The organism is Protofrankia symbiont of Coriaria ruscifolia, assembly GCF_900634745.1.
GTDB lineage: Bacteria > Actinomycetota > Actinomycetes > Frankiales > Frankiaceae > Protofrankia > Protofrankia californiensis.
In genome coordinates, this window is record NZ_CAAAFR010000196.1 from 1 (window position 1) to 21920 (window position 21920).

Annotated in this window: 21 protein-coding genes; 13 read left to right on the top strand and 8 right to left on the bottom strand. The window is 67.1% G+C overall.

Annotated features, from left to right (window positions below):
• The coding region (locus CV1CTNOD_RS22570) for a YncE family protein (RefSeq protein ID WP_131787963.1) at positions 1–592 on the bottom strand (592 nt) is incomplete at its 3' end.
• A gap of 103 nt (positions 593–695) precedes the next feature.
• Here CV1CTNOD_RS22570 and crcB point away from each other — a divergent pair.
• From crcB to CV1CTNOD_RS22595, 5 genes are all read left to right on the top strand, one after another.
• The gene (gene crcB / locus CV1CTNOD_RS22575; protein WP_131787964.1) at positions 696–1184 is read left to right on the top strand and encodes a fluoride efflux transporter CrcB; all 489 of its coding nucleotides are present in this window, start codon (positions 696–698) and stop codon (positions 1182–1184) included.
• A 130-nt stretch (positions 1185–1314) separates the two neighbouring features.
• Positions 1315–1659, top strand: a complete 345-nt coding sequence (locus CV1CTNOD_RS22580; RefSeq protein ID WP_131787965.1) for a DUF190 domain-containing protein — start codon at positions 1315–1317, stop codon at positions 1657–1659.
• A complete protein-coding gene (locus CV1CTNOD_RS22585; RefSeq protein WP_131787966.1) occupies positions 1656–2030 on the top strand; it encodes a fluoride efflux transporter FluC in 375 nt (124 codons plus the stop codon). Before CV1CTNOD_RS22580 ends, CV1CTNOD_RS22585 begins: the two co-directional genes overlap by 4 nt.
• Complete coding sequence (locus CV1CTNOD_RS22590) at positions 2021–3331, top strand: MFS transporter (RefSeq protein WP_431607173.1); 1311 nt, start codon at positions 2021–2023, stop codon at positions 3329–3331. Before CV1CTNOD_RS22585 ends, CV1CTNOD_RS22590 begins: the two co-directional genes overlap by 10 nt.
• Positions 3332–4084: 753 nt before the next feature.
• A complete protein-coding gene (locus CV1CTNOD_RS22595) occupies positions 4085–4279 on the top strand; it encodes a hypothetical protein (RefSeq protein ID WP_165485678.1) in 195 nt (64 codons plus the stop codon).
• A gap of 160 nt (positions 4280–4439) precedes the next feature.
• On the opposite strand, the gene CV1CTNOD_RS22600 is transcribed toward CV1CTNOD_RS22595, so the two are convergent.
• Positions 4440–5972, bottom strand: a complete 1533-nt coding sequence (locus tag CV1CTNOD_RS22600) for an MFS transporter (protein WP_131787969.1) — start codon at positions 5970–5972, stop codon at positions 4440–4442.
• A 70-nt stretch (positions 5973–6042) separates the two neighbouring features.
• Between CV1CTNOD_RS22600 and CV1CTNOD_RS22605 the strand changes: the two genes are divergently transcribed.
• From CV1CTNOD_RS22605 to CV1CTNOD_RS22620, 4 genes are all read left to right on the top strand, one after another.
• Entirely contained in the window at positions 6043–6483 is a 441-nt protein-coding gene (locus CV1CTNOD_RS22605; protein WP_131787970.1) for a MarR family winged helix-turn-helix transcriptional regulator, read from the top strand.
• Between the two features lie 193 nt (positions 6484–6676).
• Entirely contained in the window at positions 6677–8137 is a 1461-nt protein-coding gene (locus CV1CTNOD_RS22610) for an MFS transporter (protein WP_131787971.1), read from the top strand.
• A gap of 37 nt (positions 8138–8174) precedes the next feature.
• Positions 8175–8855, top strand: coding sequence for a TetR/AcrR family transcriptional regulator (locus tag CV1CTNOD_RS22615; RefSeq protein WP_242606939.1), 681 nt, complete (start codon positions 8175–8177; stop codon positions 8853–8855).
• 379 nt (positions 8856–9234) lie between these two features.
• On the top strand, positions 9235–10674 hold the full coding sequence (locus tag CV1CTNOD_RS22620; protein ID WP_207386618.1) for a vanadium-dependent haloperoxidase: 1440 nt from the start codon (positions 9235–9237) through the stop codon (positions 10672–10674).
• Between the two features lie 164 nt (positions 10675–10838).
• Here the strand turns inward: CV1CTNOD_RS22620 and CV1CTNOD_RS22625 are convergent, their stop codons facing one another.
• On the bottom strand, positions 10839–12443 hold the full coding sequence (locus CV1CTNOD_RS22625) for an MDR family MFS transporter (RefSeq protein ID WP_131787974.1): 1605 nt from the start codon (positions 12441–12443) through the stop codon (positions 10839–10841).
• 179 nt (positions 12444–12622) lie between these two features.
• Here CV1CTNOD_RS22625 and CV1CTNOD_RS22630 point away from each other — a divergent pair, with 179 nt between their 5' ends.
• Entirely contained in the window at positions 12623–13528 is a 906-nt protein-coding gene (locus CV1CTNOD_RS22630; protein WP_131787975.1) for a TetR/AcrR family transcriptional regulator, read from the top strand.
• Positions 13528–14448: a class I SAM-dependent methyltransferase gene (locus CV1CTNOD_RS22635; protein WP_131787976.1), complete on the top strand. Its 921-nt coding sequence runs from the start codon at positions 13528–13530 to the stop codon at positions 14446–14448. Before CV1CTNOD_RS22630 ends, CV1CTNOD_RS22635 begins: the two co-directional genes overlap by 1 nt.
• A 63-nt stretch (positions 14449–14511) precedes the next feature.
• Here CV1CTNOD_RS22635 and CV1CTNOD_RS22640 read toward each other — a convergent pair whose 3' ends face one another.
• From CV1CTNOD_RS22640 to CV1CTNOD_RS22655, 4 genes are all read right to left on the bottom strand, one after another.
• Positions 14512–15543 carry a TolB family protein gene (locus CV1CTNOD_RS22640; protein ID WP_131787977.1) on the bottom strand — a complete coding sequence of 344 codons (1032 nt, stop codon included), beginning with the start codon at positions 15541–15543 and terminating at the stop codon, positions 14512–14514.
• Entirely contained in the window at positions 15540–15731 is a 192-nt protein-coding gene (locus tag CV1CTNOD_RS22645) for a hypothetical protein (RefSeq protein ID WP_131787978.1), read from the bottom strand. The genes CV1CTNOD_RS22640 and CV1CTNOD_RS22645 overlap by 4 nt, the downstream gene beginning before the upstream one ends.
• A gap of 5 nt (positions 15732–15736) precedes the next feature.
• The gene (locus CV1CTNOD_RS22650) at positions 15737–16627 is read right to left on the bottom strand and encodes an alkaline phosphatase family protein (protein ID WP_131787979.1); all 891 of its coding nucleotides are present in this window, start codon (positions 16625–16627) and stop codon (positions 15737–15739) included.
• A 417-nt stretch (positions 16628–17044) separates the two neighbouring features.
• On the bottom strand, positions 17045–17893 hold the full coding sequence (locus CV1CTNOD_RS22655; protein WP_165485679.1) for a TIR domain-containing protein: 849 nt from the start codon (positions 17891–17893) through the stop codon (positions 17045–17047).
• Positions 17894–18183: 290 nt separating this feature from the next.
• On the opposite strand from CV1CTNOD_RS22655, the gene CV1CTNOD_RS22660 reads away from it, so the two are divergent.
• Positions 18184–18936 (top strand): GNAT family N-acetyltransferase, encoded by a 753-nt coding sequence (locus tag CV1CTNOD_RS22660; RefSeq protein ID WP_131787981.1) that lies wholly within the window; start codon positions 18184–18186, stop codon positions 18934–18936.
• Complete coding sequence (locus CV1CTNOD_RS22665; RefSeq protein WP_131787982.1) at positions 18933–19763, top strand: zf-HC2 domain-containing protein; 831 nt, start codon at positions 18933–18935, stop codon at positions 19761–19763. Before CV1CTNOD_RS22660 ends, CV1CTNOD_RS22665 begins: the two co-directional genes overlap by 4 nt.
• Here CV1CTNOD_RS22665 and CV1CTNOD_RS22670 read toward each other — a convergent pair.
• On the bottom strand, positions 19735–21920 hold a 2186-nt coding region (locus CV1CTNOD_RS22670), incomplete at its 5' end, for a hypothetical protein (protein WP_207386620.1). The two genes, CV1CTNOD_RS22665 and CV1CTNOD_RS22670, sit on opposite strands and share 29 nt — an antisense overlap.

The window sequence follows — 21920 nt, forward strand, 5'->3', positions numbered from 1 at the left end:
GCGTGCGCAGCTGCCAGGTGTGCGGGTCGTAGAAGTCCAGCCGCTGGAGTTCCTCGGCGACGACGATCGCGTACTTCCCGTCCGGGGTGAAATACATGTTGTACGGGTCGGCGACGGGGATGTTCGGTCCTTTGATCTTTCCGGTGGTCGGATCGAGCGGGGTGAGACTGTTACCCGCGTTGTTGGTCACGTACAGCGTCGACAGATCCCACGCCGGGACAACATGCTGAGGATTGCGACCGGTCACAAAATGGTCGATCACCTTGAAGGTCGCCGGATCGATCACGTCCACGGTGTTGCTGTCGCTGTTCGGGACATAGACCAGCTCCTTCGCGCCGCGGACGGCCGGGCTGAGCTGGTTCGCCCCGTCAAAGGCGTACACGTTCACCGGCTGGGCCCCACCGCTCCCCCCGGCGGACACCGACGGCGACGCCGGAGAGCCTCCCGGCGATCCCGAAGCCCTCGTCGGCGTCGAGGCCGGTCCGGACGACCCGGTTTCCTCGCCACAGGCCGCAACCACAGCAGCCCACAGCACGACAATGACCACCAGGCGCAACGCTCGTGACAGTCGGGCGTCATCGTACGTCCACACAGGGCATGCTCCGATTCCGGCGGGTCCGGGGGCGACAAGCGTAGTGGCGTCTGCATTGGTGACACCCGGCTATATAGGAGGCTATCCAGCCAGGGAGGTACGCATGGACGGCACCCGGTCGCAGGCGGTCGTCAAACCCACCGATTCCGATGTAGATCTGCATATTCCGGCACAGCGCCCGGAGCTGCGCCGCGGGCCGGTTCCGCTGCTGGCAGTGATCGCGGCCGGCGGGGCGATGGGGGCATGCGCCCGGTACGGCGCGTCGCTGCTCTGGCCGACCCCGGCGGATGCCTTCCCGTGGACGACGTTGCTGGTGAACACGACAGGATGCGCCGCCATCGGGCTGCTCATGGTGATGATCACCGAAGTGCGTGCGGTGCATCCGCTGGTACGGCCCTTCCTCGGCACCGGCGTGCTCGGTGGGTACACGACCTTCTCCACCTACGCGGTCGACGCCGGACGGCTCGTCGACGGCAGGCGGGCCGGGATGGCGTTGGCCTACCTGGCGCTGACCACGGCGCTGGCGCTGAGTGCGGTGTGGGTAACAGACACGGCGGGACGATCGCTGGTGGAACGGTGGAACGGTCGCTGACGGCCAGGCGGGGCATCGCTGAAGGCGAGGTGGGAGCGTCACTGAAGGCGAGGTGGGAGCGTCACTGAAGGCGAGGTGGGAGCGTCACTGAAGGCGAGGTGGGAGCGTCACTGAAGGCGAGGTGGGAGCGATGAGGCTGACGGGTCGGGCGCTGCGGTTGACGGTGCTCGTGGGAGAAGGCGACATGTGGCATCACCGTCCGCTGGCAACCGAGATCGTGCATCGTGCCCATGCCGCCGGACTGGCCGGCGCGAGCGTGTTCCGCGGGCTGGAGGGGTTCGGCGCCTCGTCGATCGTGCACACCACGCGGCTGCTGTCGATGAGCCAGGACCTGCCGGTGGCGGTGGTCATCGTCGATGACGAGCCGCGGGTACGCGCGTTTCTGCCGCAGCTGGACGAGCTCGTCTCCGAAGGCCTGGTGATCATCGACGAGGTCGAGGTCATCCGCTACACCGGCCGGACAGCAGCCCGGTGAACTGGCTGCTGGTGATCCTGGGGGCGATGGTCGGCGCCCCGGTGCGCTACCTGACCGACCGGGCGGTGCAGGCCCGCCACGACATGCTGTTTCCCTTGGGCACGTTCACCGTGAACGTGGTCGCCAGCGGTGTCCTCGGCCTGGTCACCGGGGCGGTGCTGGCCGGTGCCGCGCCCACCCGGGCAGGGTTGCTGGTCGGCACCGGGCTGTGCGGGGCGTTGAGCACCTATTCGACCTTCTCCTACGAGACACTGCGCCTGGCGCAGGACGGCGCCCGGCTGCTGGCCGCCGTGAACGTCGCCGGGAGTGTCCTCGTGGCCTTCGGCGCTGCCGTCCTCGGGACGGCCGTGGCGCAGGCGGTGTGGGGGTGAGCGCGCCGGGGCCGGGTACGGCGGCGAAGCCCACCGCGGCGGGCCGGCTGCGGCCGTGGCGGTTCGTGCTGCTCTTCGGCGTGGTCAGCCTGCTGGCGGACTTCGTCTATGAAGGTGCCCGGTCGGTCACCGGGCCACTGCTGGCCTCTCTCGGCGCGTCGGCTGCAGTGGTCGGCGTGGTGACCGGCGTGGGTGAGGCTGCCGCGCTGCTGCCCCGGCTGCTCTCCGGGCCTCTGGCGGAACGCACCGGCCGGTTCTGGGCGTGGACGATCGCCGGCTATGCGCTGACCGTCGCCGCCGTGCCCCTCCTCGGCCTGGCCGGCGTCCTGTGGGCCGCCTGCACACTGGTGATCGCCGAACGGATCGGCAAGGCCGTCCGCAGCCCGGCGAAGGACACCCTGCTCTCCCACGCGACCGCCATCACCGGCCGCGGACGCGGGTTCGCCGTACACGAGGCAATGGACCAGCTCGGCGCGCTCGCCGGGCCGCTGCTCGTCGCGGCCATGCTCGCCGCAGGCAGCGGCTACGGCCCGGCGCTCGGCGTCCTGGCAGTCCCCGGGCTGGTCGCGCTGGCCGTCCTGCTCTGGCTTCGGACGCGGGTACCGGACCCGGCCGGCTACGAAACACCCACCCGATACGAATCTCCCGCCGGCCGCGAATCCTCCGCCGGTCACGGAGCCCCCGCCGTCCCCGCACCCCGCGCCGTGCCCGGCATGACGGCGTCCCATGCTGTGCCCGGCACGGCGGCGCCCCGGACGCGGCTGCCCCGCGCGTTCTGGGTGTACGCGGGTTTCACCGCTGCCACCACCACCGGGTTCGCTACCTTCGGTGTCCTGTCCTTCCACGCCGTCACCCGGGGGCTGCTGTCGGCTACCACCGTTCCTGTCCTGTACTCCGCTGCCATGGGTGTCGACGCCCTCGCCGCACTCGCGACCGGCTGGGCCTACGACCGGCTCGGCCCCCGGGTGCTCGCCGTGCTGCCGCTGCTTGCCGCCACCGTGCCAGCACTGGCGTTCACCAACACCCTCGCCCTGGTCGTCGCCGGCGCCCTGGTCTGGGGAGCGGCGACAGGCGTGCAGGAGTCCACCCTGCGCGCCACCGTCGCCGATCTTGTCCCACCCGGTCGGCGGGCCAGCGCCTACGGCATTTTCGCAGGCGTGGTCGGCGCCGCCACCGCCGCCGGTGGCGGGCTGGCAGGCGCTCTCTACGACGCCTCGATCCCCGCCCTGATCACCGTGACAGCCGGCATACAGGCTGCCGCGCTGCTCCTGTTCGCAGCCAGCCGCCACACCCGCACCTGATCCTCCCCCGCGTACACCTCCGAGCCCGACGCCCGTGCCAACAGCCAACGCCGCACCCTCCACCGCGGTGAGGGCATGGCGTACGTCCGCGGCAACACATCGAATTACACCGTGGTCTGTGCGTAGTGCAGCAGTCACAATTATGCGATCGTTGGAAGATGCAGCATGAGATGGAGTAGCGGCCGGAATCGTGATCATAAGGACAAGGGGCAGAAGCAAAAAGAGGACAACAGCCGCGGTAACCCCGGCTGGAAGGACTGCGGCCGGTGCGGCGGCACCGGCAAAGAACTCAAGGAGCGAGGCGAGGTAGATGAGGACGGTGTCTTCTCTGGCACACAGGAGCTCGACTGCTCCGCGTGTGGCGGCACCGGAAAGCTACCGATCAGATGAGTGAGCCTGTACTCGCACCGCTTCTGGTACTCCGCTGTTCCGAGCACCGGGGGCGCCGACGCCGCCGCCTCTCCCCTGGAGATCCACTCAAGGGTCCGCGACCAGGTCGCGACTGCCCGAATTGCCGCACTGTCTGGGCTGAAGGCCACGGTCCGGATGCGAAGCCTCCGCCGCTACCGCCCTGGGATCCCGGTCCGGTACACGGCCCGTCCTGACGCAGCAGCCCTGCCCTCCCGAACGGAAGGACTACGGCGTCATGCGATCGCGGAAGAGCAGGTGGGTGTCGGACCCCACGGGATACGGTCCTGACAGATGACGGACGATGACGAAAGACGCTGACGGATCCGAGGGAGTGCGATGGCTATGAACGACTTGGTGCTGCCGCCCGCGCTCGCAAACGTTGAGCTCATCGACGCTGATCCTGAGACCGAACAGGCGATCGCGGAGGCGGACGAGGCTGTCTCCGCCGGCCGAACCATGTTCTTCGGCTCAACCGAGGAACTCGACGCCTACCTGCGCGGGATCACCGCAGACGAGGACCTGCCCCACTCGGCGTAAACCACCGGAAGATCACGATATTCTGCCCGCCGTGCCCACATATGAGACGGAAGAAGCCTTTTCTCGTGGTTACCGTAAGCTCACCCCGCTCAGCGTGAGAAGTTCCTGCGTGCCCGGGATCTTCTGATGGCCGACATTAAGACTGATTTCGATCTGAACGTCATGGTGCGGATATCGGCTGCTCGGGCAGGGCGGGTTCGCTGGTCGGCTGGGTTGGGATGCCTGCGGCTTCCCGCATGGTCCGGGGAGCGCGCAGTACGGTGACGGCGAGCAGGAGGCCGAATGCCACGCATCCTGCGCTTACGAGCAACCCGAGACGGCAGCCGCCGGCGAGAGCGTCGAGTGGGGTGCGGCCTTCCGCCAGGAGGCTGGCTGTCCGGTTGCTGGACAGCGTCCCCAGCACGGCCAGGCCGACCGCGGCGGAGATCTGCATGGAGACGTTGACGATCCCGGACGCCAGGCCGGCATCAGCGGGTACGACGTTGGCCACAGCCATGGTCAGCAGCGGCATGAAAACCGCGCCGGCCCCCAGCCCGACCAGGACGAAGGCGAAGAAGAGCCCTGGAAAGTAGTGGACGTGCTCGCCATCACCTGACCAGGCGAACAGCAGCAAGCCAACGATCATGGTGGCCAGCCCGGCGACAAGGACCCGCCTGGGACCGAAACTGGACACGAGCCGGGAAGTGATCCCGAAGGAGAGTGCGGCCACCGCGAGGGTTTGCGGCAGGAACGCCAACCCGGTGCGGATCGCGTCGTACCCGAGGACCTGTTCCAGGTACAGCGAGCCGAAGAAGAACACCCCATACATGCCGGCGGCCACGACCGCGCGTACGGCACTCGAGCCGATGAGGCTGCGCAGCCGCAGGATCCGCGGCGGAACAAGTGGGTTCGGCGTGCGCGATTCACGGACACCGAACGCACCGAGGAGCACGACCGAGACGGCGCCGAGGCCGAGTGTGTACCCCGAGAGCCAGCCGTGCTCGGACGCCCGCACGATGGCGTTGATGCCGACCAGCGCCGCGGCGGTGACCAGGACTGCGCCCGGCAGGTCGGCCCCCTGACGCAGGCCGCTGCCGGGGTGTTCGGAGATGAGCCCGACCGCGGCCAGCAACGCAAGCGCGCCGATCGGGATGTTGATGACGAAGATCCAGTGCCATCCCAAGGTCTGCGTAAGAACGCCGCCGAGCAGCAGGCCGAGTGAACCGCCCCCGACGGTGACGAGCAGATAGATGCTCATCGCCCGGGCGCGCTCGAGCGGTTGCGGGAAGTCGGTGACGATGAACGCGAGGACGGTCGCCGACGCGAGCGCTCCGCCCAGTCCCTGCGTGAAGCGGGCGGCGACGAGGACCGCCTGGTCCTCGGCGAGCCCGCAGGCAACCGAGGCGACGCTGAACACCGCGATGCCGGCAAGGAAGATCTTCTTACGGCCGACGAGGTCGCCGAGCCTGCCGGCGACGAGGAGGAAGCTGCCGTAGCTGATCATGTAGGCGTTGACGACCCAGGTGAGATCAGCCTGACTGAAGTGCAGGTCGTGCTGGATGGCGGGCAGTGCGACGTTCACCACACTGGAGTCAAGAATGATCATCATTTGTGCCGTGAGGACCACGAGGAGACCGATCCATCGTCGCCGCGAGTGCGAGTGCGAGTGCGAGTGCGAGCGTGCGGCCGGGGCCGGAACGATAATGTCGCTCATGGGATCATCACTATATCGTTGATTATCTAAGAATCAACATTGACACTGGGATGATAAGATCCTTTGCATCATGAGCGTCACCGCAACCACTCCGGGGTCGATCGTCCTGTTGACCCGCCTCGCCCGGCGCGTGTACCGGGAGGCCACCGACGGCGTGCTCGGCATGACGCTCAAGCAGTTCGTGGTCCTGAACCACCTGAGTGAGAACGCCGGTGTCCCCCAGCGGCAGCTTGGCGACGTCCTGTGTCTGGACGCGAACAACCTCGTGCTGCTCCTCAACGAGATCGAACGCGCGGGATGGGCGGAACGCCGGCGCGATCCGACCGACCGCCGGCGCCACCTCGTCTATCGCACGCACGCCGGGAGCAGCGCCCTCGCGGCTGCCGAGCGCGGGATGGACGCTGTCGAGGACAGGATTCTCGACACCCTGAGCACACAGGAGCGCGCGACGCTGCGCTTCCTGCTCGCCGCCGCGCTGACGGAGGAAACAGCGCTCTCTGACCGAAAGTGATTGACCACGACCGATCATGACCGATCCGGAGCCGGCATACCGGCCGGGACGTGGGGAACCTTCAGCACGATGCGGACCGCTTCGCGCGCCGGCATCCGGATCGGCCCCGGGCAGCCGGGCGATTAAGCGGAAGGAAACTCCGTTTCACTGTTACCATCCGGAGGGCAATTCCGCTTGTCCGGGACGGAGACCAATGTCCGCAGAACACGGCGACCGGCAGGTCACCATCGCCTTTGCCGCGCTCACACTCGGTGCCAGCGCCTACACGCTGTTGCAGTCGATGGTGCTGCCGGCCCTACCGACCATCCAGGAGGATCTGCACACCTCCCAGGCGACGGTGACCTGGGTGCTCACCGCCTACCTGCTGTCCGCCTCGGTCGCGACACCCATCCTGGGCCGCCTCGGCGACATGTTCGGCAAGAAGAAGATGCTCGTCGCCGTCTATGCCGCGCTGACCGCCGGATCGCTGCTGGCCGGGCTGTCGAACTCGGTCGGGCTGCTCATCGTCGCACGGGTGATCCAGGGGATGGGAGGCGGGATGTTCCCGCTGTCCTTCGGCATCATCCGCGACGAGTTCCCGGCCAGGCGGGTACCCGGTGCCATCGGACTGATGTCCGGCATGCTCGGCATCGGCAGCGCGCTCGGCATGGTGATCGCCGGGCCGGTGGTCGACCATCTGTCGTGGCACTGGCTGTTCTGGATCCCGCTCGTCATCTCGGCGCTCGCCACGCTGACAACGGCGCTGTTCATCCCGGAGTCCCCGGTGCGCAGCCCGGGACGGGTCAACCTCCCGGCCGCGGCGCTGCTGTCCGGCTGGCTGGTCGCGTTGCTGCTCGGACTGAACCGGGGCGCTGCCTGGGGGTGGACAGCCAGCGGCACGCTGGGCCTGTTCGTCGCGGCCGCGCTGCTGCTGGTGCTGTGGATACAGGTGGAGAATCGGTCCGCCGTACCACTCATCGACATGACGATGATGCGCATCCCGGCCGTGTGGTGGACCAACGTGGCGTCTCTGCTGCTCGGCGTCGGAATGTTCTCGACCTTCGTCGTCATCCCGCCGTTCCTGCAGGCGCCGCCGGAGGCCGGCTACGGCTTCGACGCCTCGGTCACCGTCTCCGGGCTTTACCTGCTGCCCAGTACCATAACAATGATCCTTGCGGGTTCCCTGATCGGCCGGATCGCCGCCCGGCTCGGGTCCAAGCTTCCGCTGGTCGTGGGTTCCCTGCTGGCCGCGGTCCCGTTCCTGATGCTGTCGGTCGCGCACCACGAACCCTGGGAGTTCTTCCTCGCCACGACCATCCAGGGCCTCGGTATAGGGCTTGCGTTCTCGTCCATGTCCAATCTGATCATCGAGGCCGTCCCGTCCGCCCAGACCGGGGCCGCGACCGGGATGAACGCGAACATCCGCACCATCGGCGGATCGATCGGGAGCCAGATCATCGCCAGCATCCTCGCCTCCGGAGCCCTGGCGAGCGGACTCCCCAGCGAGCACGGCTACAGCGTGAGCTTCGCGGTACTGGCCACGTCCATGATCACCGCTGGAGTGGCAGCCGCGATCGTACCGGTGCGCCGGCAGCTCGCTGGCGCACCGGCTACCGGGACCGTGGCGCTGCCCGAGCCTCGCGGCGGAGCCACGGTAACGGCGGAGTCCCGGTAACGCTGCTTTCACCCCGGGACCCTACTACCGTGTCGTCATGGGCATGACCGCGGAAACCTTGTCCGGTCCCGCGCCGGATACCGCAGGGCCGGAACGGCTGCGCTGCGACGCCGCGCGGAACCGGGAACGGGTGCTGTCCGCGGCGTCCGAGGTGTATGGCGAGCGCGGTCCCGCCTTCACCATGGAGGAGATCGCCAGCCGCGCCGGAGTCGGTATCGGCACCGTCTACCGCCGCTTTCCGACCAAGGGCGCGTTGCTGGACGCGATCGCCCTGCCCTGCCTCGAACGCATCCTGAACCTGGCCAGGGCCGCCGGCGAGCACCGGGAACCCGGCGAACGCCTGGAGACGTTCGTGCGGACGTTCGCCGAGCGGCACGCCAGCGAGAGGATGGGCAGCGGCCGGCTCTGGGACTCCACACTCGGCCGGCCGTTGCGGGATGAGATCGCCCGGGTGGTGGACGGCCTACTGGACGCCGCCCGCAAGGCCGGCCGGCTGCGCCCGGACGTCACCTACCGGGACGTCTCCGTCCTGTTGTGGACGCTGACCAGCCTGATCGACGCGACCGACCGCGTCGCGCCGACGGTGTGGCACCGCCATCTGGACCTGGTCCTCGACGGGTTGCGCCCCGACGGCCCACGGCCGCTGGCCACCCCGCCGACCGACGCGGAGGAGTGGGAGAAGGTGGTCACGAGCTCCGCCGCGCTGCGCCTGCGCTGACCCGCTCGCCCCCGAGCGGGTCAGCCGTCATCCAGACGGACGGCGTCGGACGGGCTCGTCAGCCCGCATCAACCACGATCTGCGAGAAATACCTCGAGATCTACAGGAAATACCTGCGGGAAACACTCTGGAACCAATCCAAACGAGGTTGACACACTCGCATCCGTCGTAACGTATTCGCCACACGGCCCCATGATCATATTCTTAACCTTCGGCTGTTCGCATTCGACTGCGGCTAATCCGGTGTCATCTCCAAAGGAGCCGGAATACCGACCGTTACGAAAGAATGATCATGACAAGAAAATCCACGGTATCGACAGGGATGCCGCGTAACCGGCGACGGCCTGCTGCCATCGTCGCCGCCTTGGCCACAGTAGGCATGGCCACAGTAGGCGTGGCCGCGGTGGCCATGCCCGCGGCTCAGGCGACCGGTACCGACCTGGCAACCAAGATTACGTCCAGGCCGCCGTCAACCAACGCCGCTCTCATCTGGAACAACGCCGCCGTCTCGGCGATCGAAACGGCCTCCCTCTCAACATATCCCGCGGCCGGCTTTCCTCCGGCGGTCGGCGCCCGTGTACTGGCGATCCAGAGCACCTGCGGATACGACGCCTGGGCGGCCTACGACAAGAAGGCGGTCGGACCGCAGTTCGACGGCAGCCTTCGGCGCCCGGTCAGGGAGCGCACCATCGCCAACAGGTCCGAGGCAGTCAGCTACGCCTCCTACCGGGCGCTGGTGGACCTCTTCCCCGACCAGAAGGCGACCTTCGACCAGATCCTGGTGGGACAGGGCTACAGCCTGCCCACAAGCATCACCGACCCAACCACACCCGCCGGGGTGGGGACCGCCGCCTGTGGCGCGGTTCTGTCGTTCCGGCACAACGACGGGTCCAACCAGCTCGGAAACCCTGCGTACTCCGACACCACCGGTTACCAGCCGGTCAACCCGCCACAACAGATCGACAACTTCGACCCGACCACGATCGTGGACCCGAACCGGTGGACCCCGCTGGTTGTGAACGGACAGACCCAGCAGTTCTACACACCGCAATTCGGTGCGGTCACACCGTTCGGGGTCGACTCCGTAAACCCGTACCTACCACCGCCGCCACCGACGTACCCCTCGACGGCCGACATCAACCTGCTCCTTGACTACAGCGCGAACCTCACCGACAAGCGTAAGGTGATCGCCGAGTACTGGCTGGACCACGACCAGACCCCCCCTGGCCACATCCAGAGTCAGGCGCAGTATGTCTCAACGCGTGACCGACACACGCTCGACGACGATGTGAAGATGTTCTTCGCGCTGAACATCTCCCAGGCGGACGCCGGGATCATCGCATGGAACGCCAAACGCACCAACGACAACGCCCGCCCCATCACCTTGATCCGCTACGACAGGTTCGGTCAGCAGATCCGGGCGTGGGCCGGTCCGGGCCTGGGCACCCAGATCGTGGACGGATCGACGTGGCAGCCCTATCTGTCCACTCCACCGTTTGCCGCCACGGTGTCCGGGCACGCCACCTTTGCCGGTGCCGGCGCCGAATCCCTCAAGCTTTTCACCGGTAATGACCGCTTCGGCGACTCCGCAGTGATCAAAAAGGGTAGCTCGCTGATCGAGCCCGGTATCACGCCGGCAACCGACATCCGCCTGAACTGGCCGACCTTCACCGCCGCCGCCAAACAGGACGGGCTCTCCCGGATCTACGGTGGCGTGCACTGGTCCTACGACAACAGTCTCGGCCAGGACGCCGGCCGCGGCATCGCCCGCGCCGGCTGGCAGCGCGCCCTGCGCTACTTCCAAGGATTTCGTGGGTGAATCGGATACAGGGATTGCGTGGGTGAGCCGGATCCGACGCTGATCCCGTGATCCGGTTGGCTCCTGTTCCTCTGGGGCCGGAGCCAGCCGGAACCGGGTGGCCAATACCGCGCGGTATGGGCCACCCCGCTCGGCCTTTGCTCAGGCCCTCGTTCAGGCCCCACTCAACCTTCGCTCAGGCCCGGGGACGGTGTGGCCGCCGTCCGCACGTCGCCGGACGGAAGATCACTTCTGCCTGAACCGACCGGCTGCGCCGGGCCGGTCGCCTGGGCCGGGTCAAGCGCCTGCACGGGAAGGGTCGCCTGCGCGGGGGCGGCCGTCTTTCGGCCGGGCACCAGGAAGGCGAACGGTACCGCGACGGCGGTGAACGCCAGCGTCCACCAGAACGTGTTCCCGAAGGCGTCCGCCAGCCCGGCCGCATCCACCCGACCGGCGCCGCCCCGGTCAGCGATCCCGTGGGACAGGACCACCGCGAGCACGGCAGTGCCCAAGGAGCCGCCGACCTGCTGGAAGATCCGCACCGCCGAGGTGGCGCGGGGAATCTCGTCCCGGCGCAGGCCCTGGTAGACCGCCGTCATGACAGGTATCAGGGCTGCCGCCAGTCCGGCGCCACGGACGGCCAGCGACAAGCCGAGCAGCCACTCGCTGGTGTCGGTGCCGACCTGGGTGTAGGCGACGGTACCCAGCACGCTCAGCAGCAGGCCGATGAGGACGAGCAGCCGGGTGCTGCCCCGGTCCGTGAGTTTGCCGACCACGACCATAGTGATCATCATCCCGAGCCCTTGCGGAGCAAGCAGCAGCCCGGCATCGGCTGCACTGCGTCCACGGACCTGCTGCTCGTACAACGGAAGCAGCAGCATCGCGCCGAACAACGAGACCCCGAAGAGAAACATCATCGCAGCCGAACCGGTGAAGGCCCGGCTCCGGAACATCCGTAGGTCGATGATCGGTTCGACGGCGACCCGCAGGGAGTGCACGGTGAACAGGACCAGCAGAACCGCACCGGCGACCAGTGGGACGATGACGTTCGCGTCCACGAAGTTGCCCCGGCTGCCGGCCTCCGAGAAGCCGTAGACGACCGCCGCCAGCGCGGGGGAGAGCAGCACGAGCCCGCGAACGTCCAGCGGGTGCCGGCCCGGGGTCCGTACGTCGGGCATCCCCCGCCAGGCCAGCAGCAGGGCGACGAGGCAGACCGGGATGTTGACGAGGAAGATCCAGCGCCAGCTCAGGTTGTCGACGATCACGCCGCCTATGACCGGTCCCAGGATAGGCGTCACCAGGGCTGGCACAGCGACCGTGGCCATCAGCCGCCCCAGTCGCTGCGGACCGGCAGCCTGAGCGAGAATGGTCTGCATCAGCGGCAGAAGCATGCCGCCGCCGATGCCCTGCAGGACCCGGAAGGCGATCAGGCTGCCGGCCGACCAGGCCGCGCCGCACAGCGCCGAGCCGACGAGGAACAGCGCCAGCGACAACATCCACATCCGCTTGCCACCGAACCGCTCCACCGACCAGCCGGTCAGCGGGATCACCATAGCCAGGGCGAGCATGTACCCGGTGCTGACCCACTGGATCGTCGAGATTCCGACACCGAACGAGCGGCCCAGCGTGTTGATGGCGACGGCGACGATCGTGGTGTCCAGCTGCACGACCATCGCGCCGACCAGGATGATCCCGGCGAGGCGGATCAGTGCCGGATCGAGCCGGTCGGTTTCCTTTTCCTTTGCTTCCTTTGGCCGTCCGGATGCGGTGGACGTCGGGGTTTCTGCCATCACGAGCCTCCGGGAACAGCCGATGTTGGAACGTCCAGGCACGACGTAGGCGGACGGATACGCGACCGCGGTTGACGATACACCGTATCGGAAACCTGTACGGTGTACATTTACCGTGGCAGCGTATCGATCCGTCGTACGCAGTATCGCCGGATCCGATCCGGCGATACTCTCGTTCTGTGCCCTGCGACCGCCATGCCGCGATCCGGGTGCCCGACGCCTCCTCGCAGGCCGTCCGGCGGCCGTCGGACGGCCTGTTGTGGACCCGTCTGGCCAAGGAGAAGAGGCCGGGGCTCACCCGAGAGGCGATTGTCGACGCAGCGATCACACTGGCCGACGCCGAAGGGCTGGACGCGGTCTCCATCCGGCGGGTCGCGGCGGCACTCAACACCCGTCCGATGAGCCTCTACTCGCACATCCAGCGCAAGGACGACCTCTTCGAGCTGATGACCGACGAGGCCATCGCCGACATCATCGTCCCAGACCCGTTGTCCGCGGACTGGCGGGAGGCGCTGTGGACCATCGCCCAGCGAACGCGCGCTGTCGCCCTGCGACACCCATGGATCATGAAAGCCAGGGGTTCCTGGCCGCGCCTGGGCCCCAACGCCATGCGTCACATGGAGCAGTCCCTCACCGCCCTCGCCGGTCTCGACATCGACCGGCGCCGCAAGATCTGCATCCTCAGGGCCGTCGACACCTACACGGTCGGCCACATCGTCACCGAGCTCATGGAACAGGTCATGCCGCGGCGGGAGGGCAGGAGCGCCGCCGAGCAGCAGCAGTTGATGCAGGGCTACCTCCGCACCCTCGTCGACACCGGCGACTTCCCCCGTATCGCCGACCTCGGTCCGGATCTCCCGCTGCTGACCGACCACGGCGAAGCACAGCAAAGGTTCGACGAGGGCCTGGAGTGGGTGCTGGCCGGCATCGCCGCCTCTCTTGCGGAGCTCCCCCCGCCCACCCGGCATCCGCTCAGGCGCCCCCGAGCGGATGCCGTGGAACAGACCAGCACGGTGGAACAGACCAGCACGGCGGACCTGGGCAGGCCCGATGAGACCGGCGCAGAAGAGCCGATCCGGCAGTGATGGCACAAGGGTCGAAAACAGTGCCGGGGCTGCGCGGTGTGCCGGAGACCCTGCTGTGGACGCTGTACCACCGAGCGATCGAGGCACGGCGCTCGGACACAGTGCTGGACGACCCCATGGGAGTCAAGCTGGTCGACAGCATCGACTACCCGTTCCAGCGGCATTTCGGCAGGGGCACCCTGGGCCGGGCCCAGGGCCAGGCGCTGCGGGCCCGGTGTTTCGACCAGGAGATCCGGAAATTCCTTTCCGAGCGTCCCGAAAGCACGGTGGTTGCGCTAGGTGAAGGGCTTGAAACCCAGTTCTGGCGGGTCGACAACGGGCAGGTCCACTGGTTGACCGTCGATCTTCCCGAGACCGTCGAACTGCGTCGGCGCCTGCTACCGGCTCCGCCCCGCGTCCAGGCGCTCGCCTGCTCCGCGCTTGACGAACGCTGGATGGACGAGATCGACGAGATCGACATCTCGCGCGGCGTCCTCGTGACCGCGCAGGGCCTGCTGATGTACCTGCAGCCATCCGAGGTCCACCGGCTGATCGCAGCCTGCGCGCAGCGGTTTCCCGGTGGTGCCCTGCTTTTCGACGGCGTGCCCCGCTGGTTCGCTGCCGGCTTCGTACGAGGACTGGGCCTGATCGGGCATTACCCGATCCCGCCGATGCCCTGGACGCTGGACGCCGCCGAACGGCGGATGATCCGCACGGGGCTCCCGAACGTCGTGGACGTCCGGGAGCTGTGGTTTCCGCGTGGCCGCGGGCTGTTCTACGGCCACCTGCTGCCAGGTATGAACGCGATCCCGGTGGTACGCGACAGGCTCTCCGCGCTCTCCCCGCTATCGATCATGATTGCGCGGTTCGCCACCGGCGGGAACACCGCCAACACCGTCAACACCGCCGCAGGCCGAACAGACCCGGTTCGTAACCCGTAACGAGTAGCGGTCAGCCAGCCGGCTGGCGGGTTGACCGGCTGGCCGACCAGCCAGTTGGCCGGCTCAACCGACCACGGCAGGAGCCAGGGCTGCCGTCATCAACCGCAGCGGGGTACCGGTGCCGTCGGCGGGGACGGTCCACATGTCGGCGCCGTAGTCGCCGGGCAGGGCGTAGGCGAGCGTGCGGTCGTCGAGCCAGACGGCCTGGTCGTCGATGCTGCGCTGCTCGGCCAGCGGCGTCTCGCGCAGGCTGGGCAGGTCGAGCACGTACAACCGCCAGGGCGCGTCGGCGGGCAGGCCGGGTACCCGTTTCTTGAACGCCAACCGGGTTCCGTCCGGGGAGAGCGAGGGACACTCGACATTCTCGCGCAAGGTGGTCACCGTCCGGGCCGCGATGTCGCCGTGTACCAGGTAGGTCTTCCCGCCGGTGGCCAGGGTCGCGTAGAAGTGGTCGTCGTCGGCGAAGGTGACGCCCCAGAAATTGACGTCGGCACTGCGGTAGGTGTTCCCATCCTTGATCACTCGGTAATCCTCCAGCGTGTTCTGGAGCGTCCAGGTGCGGACGTCGAGGATCGAGGTGCGGGTGGAGAAGGTGCCTCCAGCGTACGAGTCGCCGCTGAGGAACACCGTCCAGGCCACCAAGTGACCGCTGGGGGAAACCCGGGCCCGGGTGGGGATGCCGGTCAGCGGATAGTGCCGTTGCTCGCGCAGCTCCGCGTCGAGTACCACCGCCTGGTAGGTGTCCTGGACCACACCCTGTACCCCTTGCAGGCAGACACCGGTACCGGCAGCGGCGTAGAAGCGCAGGCAGTGGACTTCGGATGCGGTGCGCGGACCGGAGGGGTCCGCTGCCGGCACCGATACCAGCTCGTCGCGGTGCGGGCCCCAGGCCATGTTGCGGAAGACCAGCCGTGATTGGCGTGCCGGGCCCGCCTCGGTGAGCGCCACATGCCCGGAGGTGACGGGCGGAGCGCCTCCTTGCTGGCGGTCCCTGCGCGCCGCCCGGTCGGAGGCGCGCAGCACCGAACCCACAGCGATGCCGCCGAGCACCACGACAGCGACGAGCAGGACGGCCAGCCGGGCGCGAAGGCTCACCTGGCCGTGTCCATCACGATGTCCAGTACGCCGTCCAGCACGCCGTCCAGCACGCGGTCCGTCACGCGAACGGCGGCCCGCGTCATGGTCCGGGATGCGGTAACGGGTACGGGGAGGCTGGCCAGCCGGCCCGGGTGGCTACCCGGGCCGGCCGACTCGGTGGTGGTGCGGGTGTCCGCTACGTACACGGTCGCTAGTTCCAGATACCGGTGATGTCCGATGCGCTCGCGGCGTTGCCCGCGTGGGTGGTCAAGCCGCTGAGATCCTCCAGGGTGCGTAGCACGTTGTAGTGGTTGTAGGTCGCCGACGAGCTGCTGCCCGAGATCACGTGCTGTCCATAGAGCACCGTGGCGATGTGGTTGCCGCTGGAGCCGTTGTCCTCGTCAAAGGTCACGATGAGGATGCTGTTGTGAGTCTTGGCCCAGGTGGCGTAGGCGCCGAGCTTGTTCTGCACCCACGTGTCCCCGGTGGAGACCGAGCAGTCGTGCATGTCGTTGCACAGGTTCGGGACGACGAACGAGACCTTCGGCAACGTGGTGTAGTCGGTCGGGAACTGAGTGAAGGTGTGGGCGGTGTTCAGCGGCACGTTGTTGAAGGCGAACCACGGGTTGTGCTTGCGTGCGTACTTGGTACTGCTGTTGGTGCACACCGTTGAACCCTCGGAGGGCAGACCCTCGTTGTAGCTGCCCCAGGTACGCCCGGCGGCGATCAGCTCGGAGCCGAGATTGGCGGCGCTGCTGAACTGCGGGGTGTAACAACTGTCGTCGGTGACGCCCTGCGTACCGCCGGAGAAGAGTGCGAGGTAGTTGGGCTGACTGGGGTGGGTTATACCGTAGGACGAGGTGAGGTTGGCGCCGCCGCTCTTCAACGTGTTGTTGATGTACGGAGCGCTCGAACTGCCGATAATCTGCGAGTAGGAATGGTTCTCAAGCACCACCACGACGACATGGTCGGGCGCGGGTAGCGTCACGGCCTGGGCAGCGGGCGCAACGGCCCACAATCCGAACGAGGCGGCGGCCAGACCGGCGGCGCCAAGCGCGGTTAACGCCAGGCGCGGGCGCCGGACACGGGCGAGAACAGACACAGCAGACCTCCAGAAGTGCCGCGGGAACAAGCACGAGCGCTTACTGTGGAGCCAAGTCAGGCTAGTGCGTTTCGGCGATGTCGTCAGTGGACCGGAAGTGAAAGCCAGGCGAACATCCGCATACTCACACGTTTCACCATGCCTGCCCAGGATCACCCGAACATGAACACTTTCACTTTGCCGACCGGCGAACAGAAAAAGGAACAGAAACCAGAACCAGAATAATGGAGGATGGGGCTACCAGGTATGAAACTATCGCGGCTCGCGACGCCCTTTTGCCCTGCCGGTGACTGCTTGGCGGCCTGGTGCGGTGATTGCCACTGGCCACCGGTACCAACGGGTCGGACGGGCTGTTGGCCGAGGGATCTTCGAATTCCATACGACGACAAGCCCGCCGCTGTGCGATAAAAAATCGGGTCAACGGGCGGGAAAGGTGCTGCGCAACGCGCGGAGAACCTCGCCGGACGCCGCCTCGATGTTTCCTCCGGGAAACCGGATCTCCTGGATTCCGGCGAGGTTGGAAAACTCCTCGACGCCTTCTTTCCGGACGATGATCGCCTTTTCGAAACCCAGCCTGCCCTGGAACAGACCCGTCTCGTGAACCACGTTCTGGCGCGACCGGATTGTACCGGACTTCGTCTCGTCGTCAGCGGTGTGGACGAGCAGTGCAAAGTCCGCCTGCTGGAGCATCTCCCATACGACGTGCGCCGCCGACCGGCCGTAACGGAATTCGCTCTCGAAGGTCACCACGCGGAAATCGAACTCACTCACGTAGTCCTTGAGTACGCGCCATATCTGGCTCGGCCCGCCGTGTCCGATGAAAATCGTAGGTTGTGTCACGCCAGCCGTCCGTCCTTCGTCGGCCACCGTCGAACTCGAATCGTCGATGACGTCGAGAATCGTACGGGACATCCGTTCGTCCGGTAACTCGACGACCAACGTCGCTCGCGGCGGACGGAAGCGATAGTCGAAGGAAAAATCGAAGACCTCGTGCCGGGGCCCGCTGAGACTGATCCTGCCGTGCTTCGACTGCTCGGGGTCGTATTTACTGAACCATTCCGGCCGGAACGCCAGCGCACTCCCCTCGATGTCGGACAGGCTGCGGACAACAGGCCGGGCCGGCATCCCCAACGGATAGAGTTCCAGAGCGACGACGGCGATCTCCACGTCATCGTGGCCGTGGTCGTCGTCCCACCCGTCCTTCACGAACTCGTACCACATGTCATAGGCGCTCACGAGCTGAGCGTCCGGCACGCGTACGGCCATGCTGGCATCCGCCCTTGGCATTCGGACACGCCCCTTCCCCCGCTGACATCGGTTAGATTACTCGGCCGGCCCAGCGCCGGTGCACGCCGTGTACACCCGGTATAAACAACCACCCGGTGAACACCGGTCGAGCGTCGATCCAGTGCCACAACCTCCGGGGGCACAACCTCCGGGGGCCATCTGGTGACCCGGGGACCCGGGCCTGTCGGACCTCTGAGCGGCCTGTCCCCGTACCATCCCGATGGACGCTGGTCAAGCGGCGACAGGCACGCGAAGATGAGCGGGTGGTCATGTCAAGCAGGACCCAGCAGATCAGCGCACCCATCCCGAGCAACCTGAAGATCGTGGAACTGCGCGAGACCGACGAGACGGCGCTGAGGTCTTTCTACACGGAGATACTGACGCCGGCTTTCCCCCCGGACGAACTCATTACCTGGGACGAGTTGCACGAGGCGGCCGCCGCCGATCTGGGCCCCGGCGTACTGGTCCTCGACGGTGAAACCCCGCTGGGAGGGATGCTGGGTGAGATCTATCCCCGTTCCGGGGTGCTCCTGCTCAGTTACATCGCGGTGCGGCCCGAGGCACGTGGTCGGGGCATCGGCCAGACGCTGCTCACCGACGTCATCCCCCAGTGGCGGGCAGCCATCCGGCCGTCACTGGTGATCGCCGAGATCGAGGATCCACGATTCCACCAGCCGAATACGTATAGCGACCCGGAAGCCCGGCTCAGGCTCTACCAGCGGACGGGTTCCACGCTGCTGCCCATGCCGTTCTTCCAACCGTCCCTGCGGCCCGGCGTACCGCGGGTGTTCGACATGTTGTTGATCTGCCCCGGTGAAACAGTGCCGGCGGTGCCGGCAAAGGTCGTGGGCACCTTCCTCGACGAATACTTCGAGCTGTGCGAGGGGAGCGAGGTGCTTACCACCGACCCCGAGTATCAGGCGCTACAGCGATTCTCCGAGGGGGACGACGACGGCCAGCTCCCGCTGTGGCCGCTGGACCATCTGCCGGAAATACCGAGATTCATCGAGGTCATTCAGTGACCCCATCCCTGCGTACCGCGCTCGCCGGCGGCGGCCGCGCGGCCGTCAGCGATCTGATGGACACCCACCATGGATTTGCCGTCCTGCTCGCCAAAGCGGTCGGAGCCGGCAGCGCCACGGTGAGGGTGGTTGAACGGGCTTGGGTCGACACCGTCGCCGCGGTGGTGTCCGACGCGGGAACACCGGTCCGGCCAGCCTGCTCGGTGCGGTCCTGCGACTGTTGCGAGAGGACGGCCAACTCCACGAGACCGACACCCACACCGCCGCCGACATCACCACCCACACCGCGGCGCCCCCGCGCGGGCTTCTTTCTGCCGCCGGATGACCGCTGGGCAGGATGGTGGGACGTCGACGTGCCGTCCTGGCCGGCCGGACGGATACCAACGGCCGAGCAGGTATTGCATGCCGTGCGCTGCCTTCCGCTGCGCCAGCGAACGCTGCTCATCCTGCGGGATTCGGCCAGGCTGTCGACGGACGAGACCGCCGACAGCCTGGGCGTGGAACCGGACGACCAGGGCAGGCTCCTCGACGACGCCCGGGAGGCGTATGTGGCCTATCTCGACGAAGAGATCCGGGCCGGCGACGTCGGTGCTCCGGACATCGCCGGTACTCCGGACCACGTCGGTGCTTTGGACGTCGAGAGCCGCGGCATCGCAGGCGAAACAGGGACGAGGGCGCTGGACATCAGCTGCGACGTCGTCTTCGACCTGGTGGGCGCCTGGTACGACGGAGAACTGACCGACAACGACCAGAACGCGTTTGAACAGCATCTGCTCTTCTGCCCGCCCTGCCCCTTGCCTACAGCGATCGGGCGCGACGGTCACTGACGGCGCTGACCGCGGCGGCCACGGCGGCCACGGCGGCCACGGCGGCCACGGCGACGGTTCCCGCGGGATGGGCGGACCGGGCCGCCGCCCTGGAACAGGCGCGGGGTACGCACCGATGAGCTATTACAAGTTTCTCCGTCCCTCGGGAACGAGCCCGTTCACCGGCTACGCCTGGGGTGCGGTGGCGGGAACATGGGTCGAGGCCGACGCCACCGTGCCGTGCAGGGCCGGCATCCACGCCTGTCGGGTGGGGGACCTGCCCTACTGGCTCACCGAGGAACTCTGGCGGATCGACCTCGACGACCCGCTCGTCGTTCACGAGAACAAGATTGTCGCCAGACGCGGCCGGCTCGGTACGCAGGTCGAGGAATGGACGCGCGAGACCGCCCGGGAATTCAGCGTCGCCTGCGTCTGCAGGGTCGCCCATCATGCCGCGGCCGAACTCCGGGACGCCGGCCTGCCCGCGTTGGCCGACGACATCGAGGCCGCGGCAGCGGCCTTCGCCCGGAATGAAAAGAGCGACACGCTCGATGACCGCGCCCGGGCGGGAATCGAGGCAGCTGTCCGGAGGATGCGGTACGCCCATGAACCGGTAGGCGTGAACGACGGCACGATGATAGTCGGCGAATGCCTCGTCGATTTTGCCGGATACCCAGTACGCGTCCGCCCGCGCACGGAAAAGATTCGCGATCAGCTCCTCGTCCCAGTCGTCATTTTCAGCAGCGAGCCGGGTCAGGCGCTGCGCCGAGGAGCTGACACGGGTAATCATCTCCTCCACCGCCCCCCGCTCCAGGGCGAGGTCGGCGGTTTCGAACAGCAGCCAGGTGACGATCCAGCCATCCGTGGGTTCCCCGAGTTCCTCGAACGCGGCCAGCGCCTCCTTGTAGTAGCGGTTCGCGGCCGGGTCGGCCGGATCACGGAATCGTCTGCTGTGCGCGAGGAATATCTTGATGAGACCTTTGACCCGCAGGAGGTCCCGTTCTTCTTCCACCGTGGTCCCAACCCGGGCGCCACGGCCGAGCCCGCAGAGCCGCTGCACGAGCAGAAGCCGGCTGCGGATGTCGTTCCAGGGAGCGTCGGTCTTGAGGTAGCCAGGCGGATAGTGCTCCAGCACGAAGCCGAGTGCCTCGTTCAACTGGTCATCCGGGTTGCGTTCGGTCACGATCGCGACGGAACCCCCGCTCCCGACAAGCGGGTTCTCCTGATGCCAGGTACGTTCCCAATCCTCCAGCAGCCGCCGGTTGTAGTCGAACGGACAGTAGCATCCCCACCACCAGAAAGCTTCCAGGAACACGAGAGCGAAACGCGCCCGGATGATCGTCCGGTTCTGGGACACCCGCCGTGCGTGAAACAACCACTCCCGCTTGTACGCCTGCCAGCGGGGGTGCTCGTAGCGATACCAGGGGCTGTACGTACCGGCGGTGTTTTCATCCTCCCATTTCGACGCGAGGCGGAAGTAGTGCGGGGCAGCATGTTGGTGCAGGTTCTGCCAGGTCCAGGGATGCACTGTCCGCAGTTCACGGCTCAGCGACAGGCGGATGAACTCGTGCAGGCGGAAACGGTCGGACGGTTCGTAGGCGACGGCGAGCAGTTGTTCGACGATGCCATAGCCTTTGAGCGTCTGGATGACGGTTCCGACGTCAGGATATCCGTCATCACCTTCCCCCAGCAGCTCCACGAGCAACGGCTCGTCGAAGGTGTTGACCACGGCGCAGGCGTGGACGGCCTTCCGCAACTGGGCATCCTGAACCACGTCGACGATGAGGCGGACGAGACCGGCCCATTTCTCCCACGGGTCGTCGGGCAGCCGCTGAAGAGTTCGCCGCAGGTCGGACGCCTCAAGTTTGTCCGGACCGGTCTCACTGACCAGGTTCGCCGCCAGCGACAGACCACCGGGATGTCCCACGGTGAAATCGTGGATGACATCGGCGACACCCGGGCGCAGCTCGCCACGAAAGGTCTGGTCGAGGTAGTGGACGACCTCGTCCCGGGACAGGTAGGGCAGCTGCCGCAGATGCCAGCGGTCCGATCCGGGCGAGAATTTGTGCAGCGACGGTACCCGGGCGATGACGACCAGGGTGTTCATCAGGCGCAGCGCCATACGCGCCAGCCAGTGACCAGGGCTGCGGGAAGGTTGCGCAAAGTTTCGATCAGCTG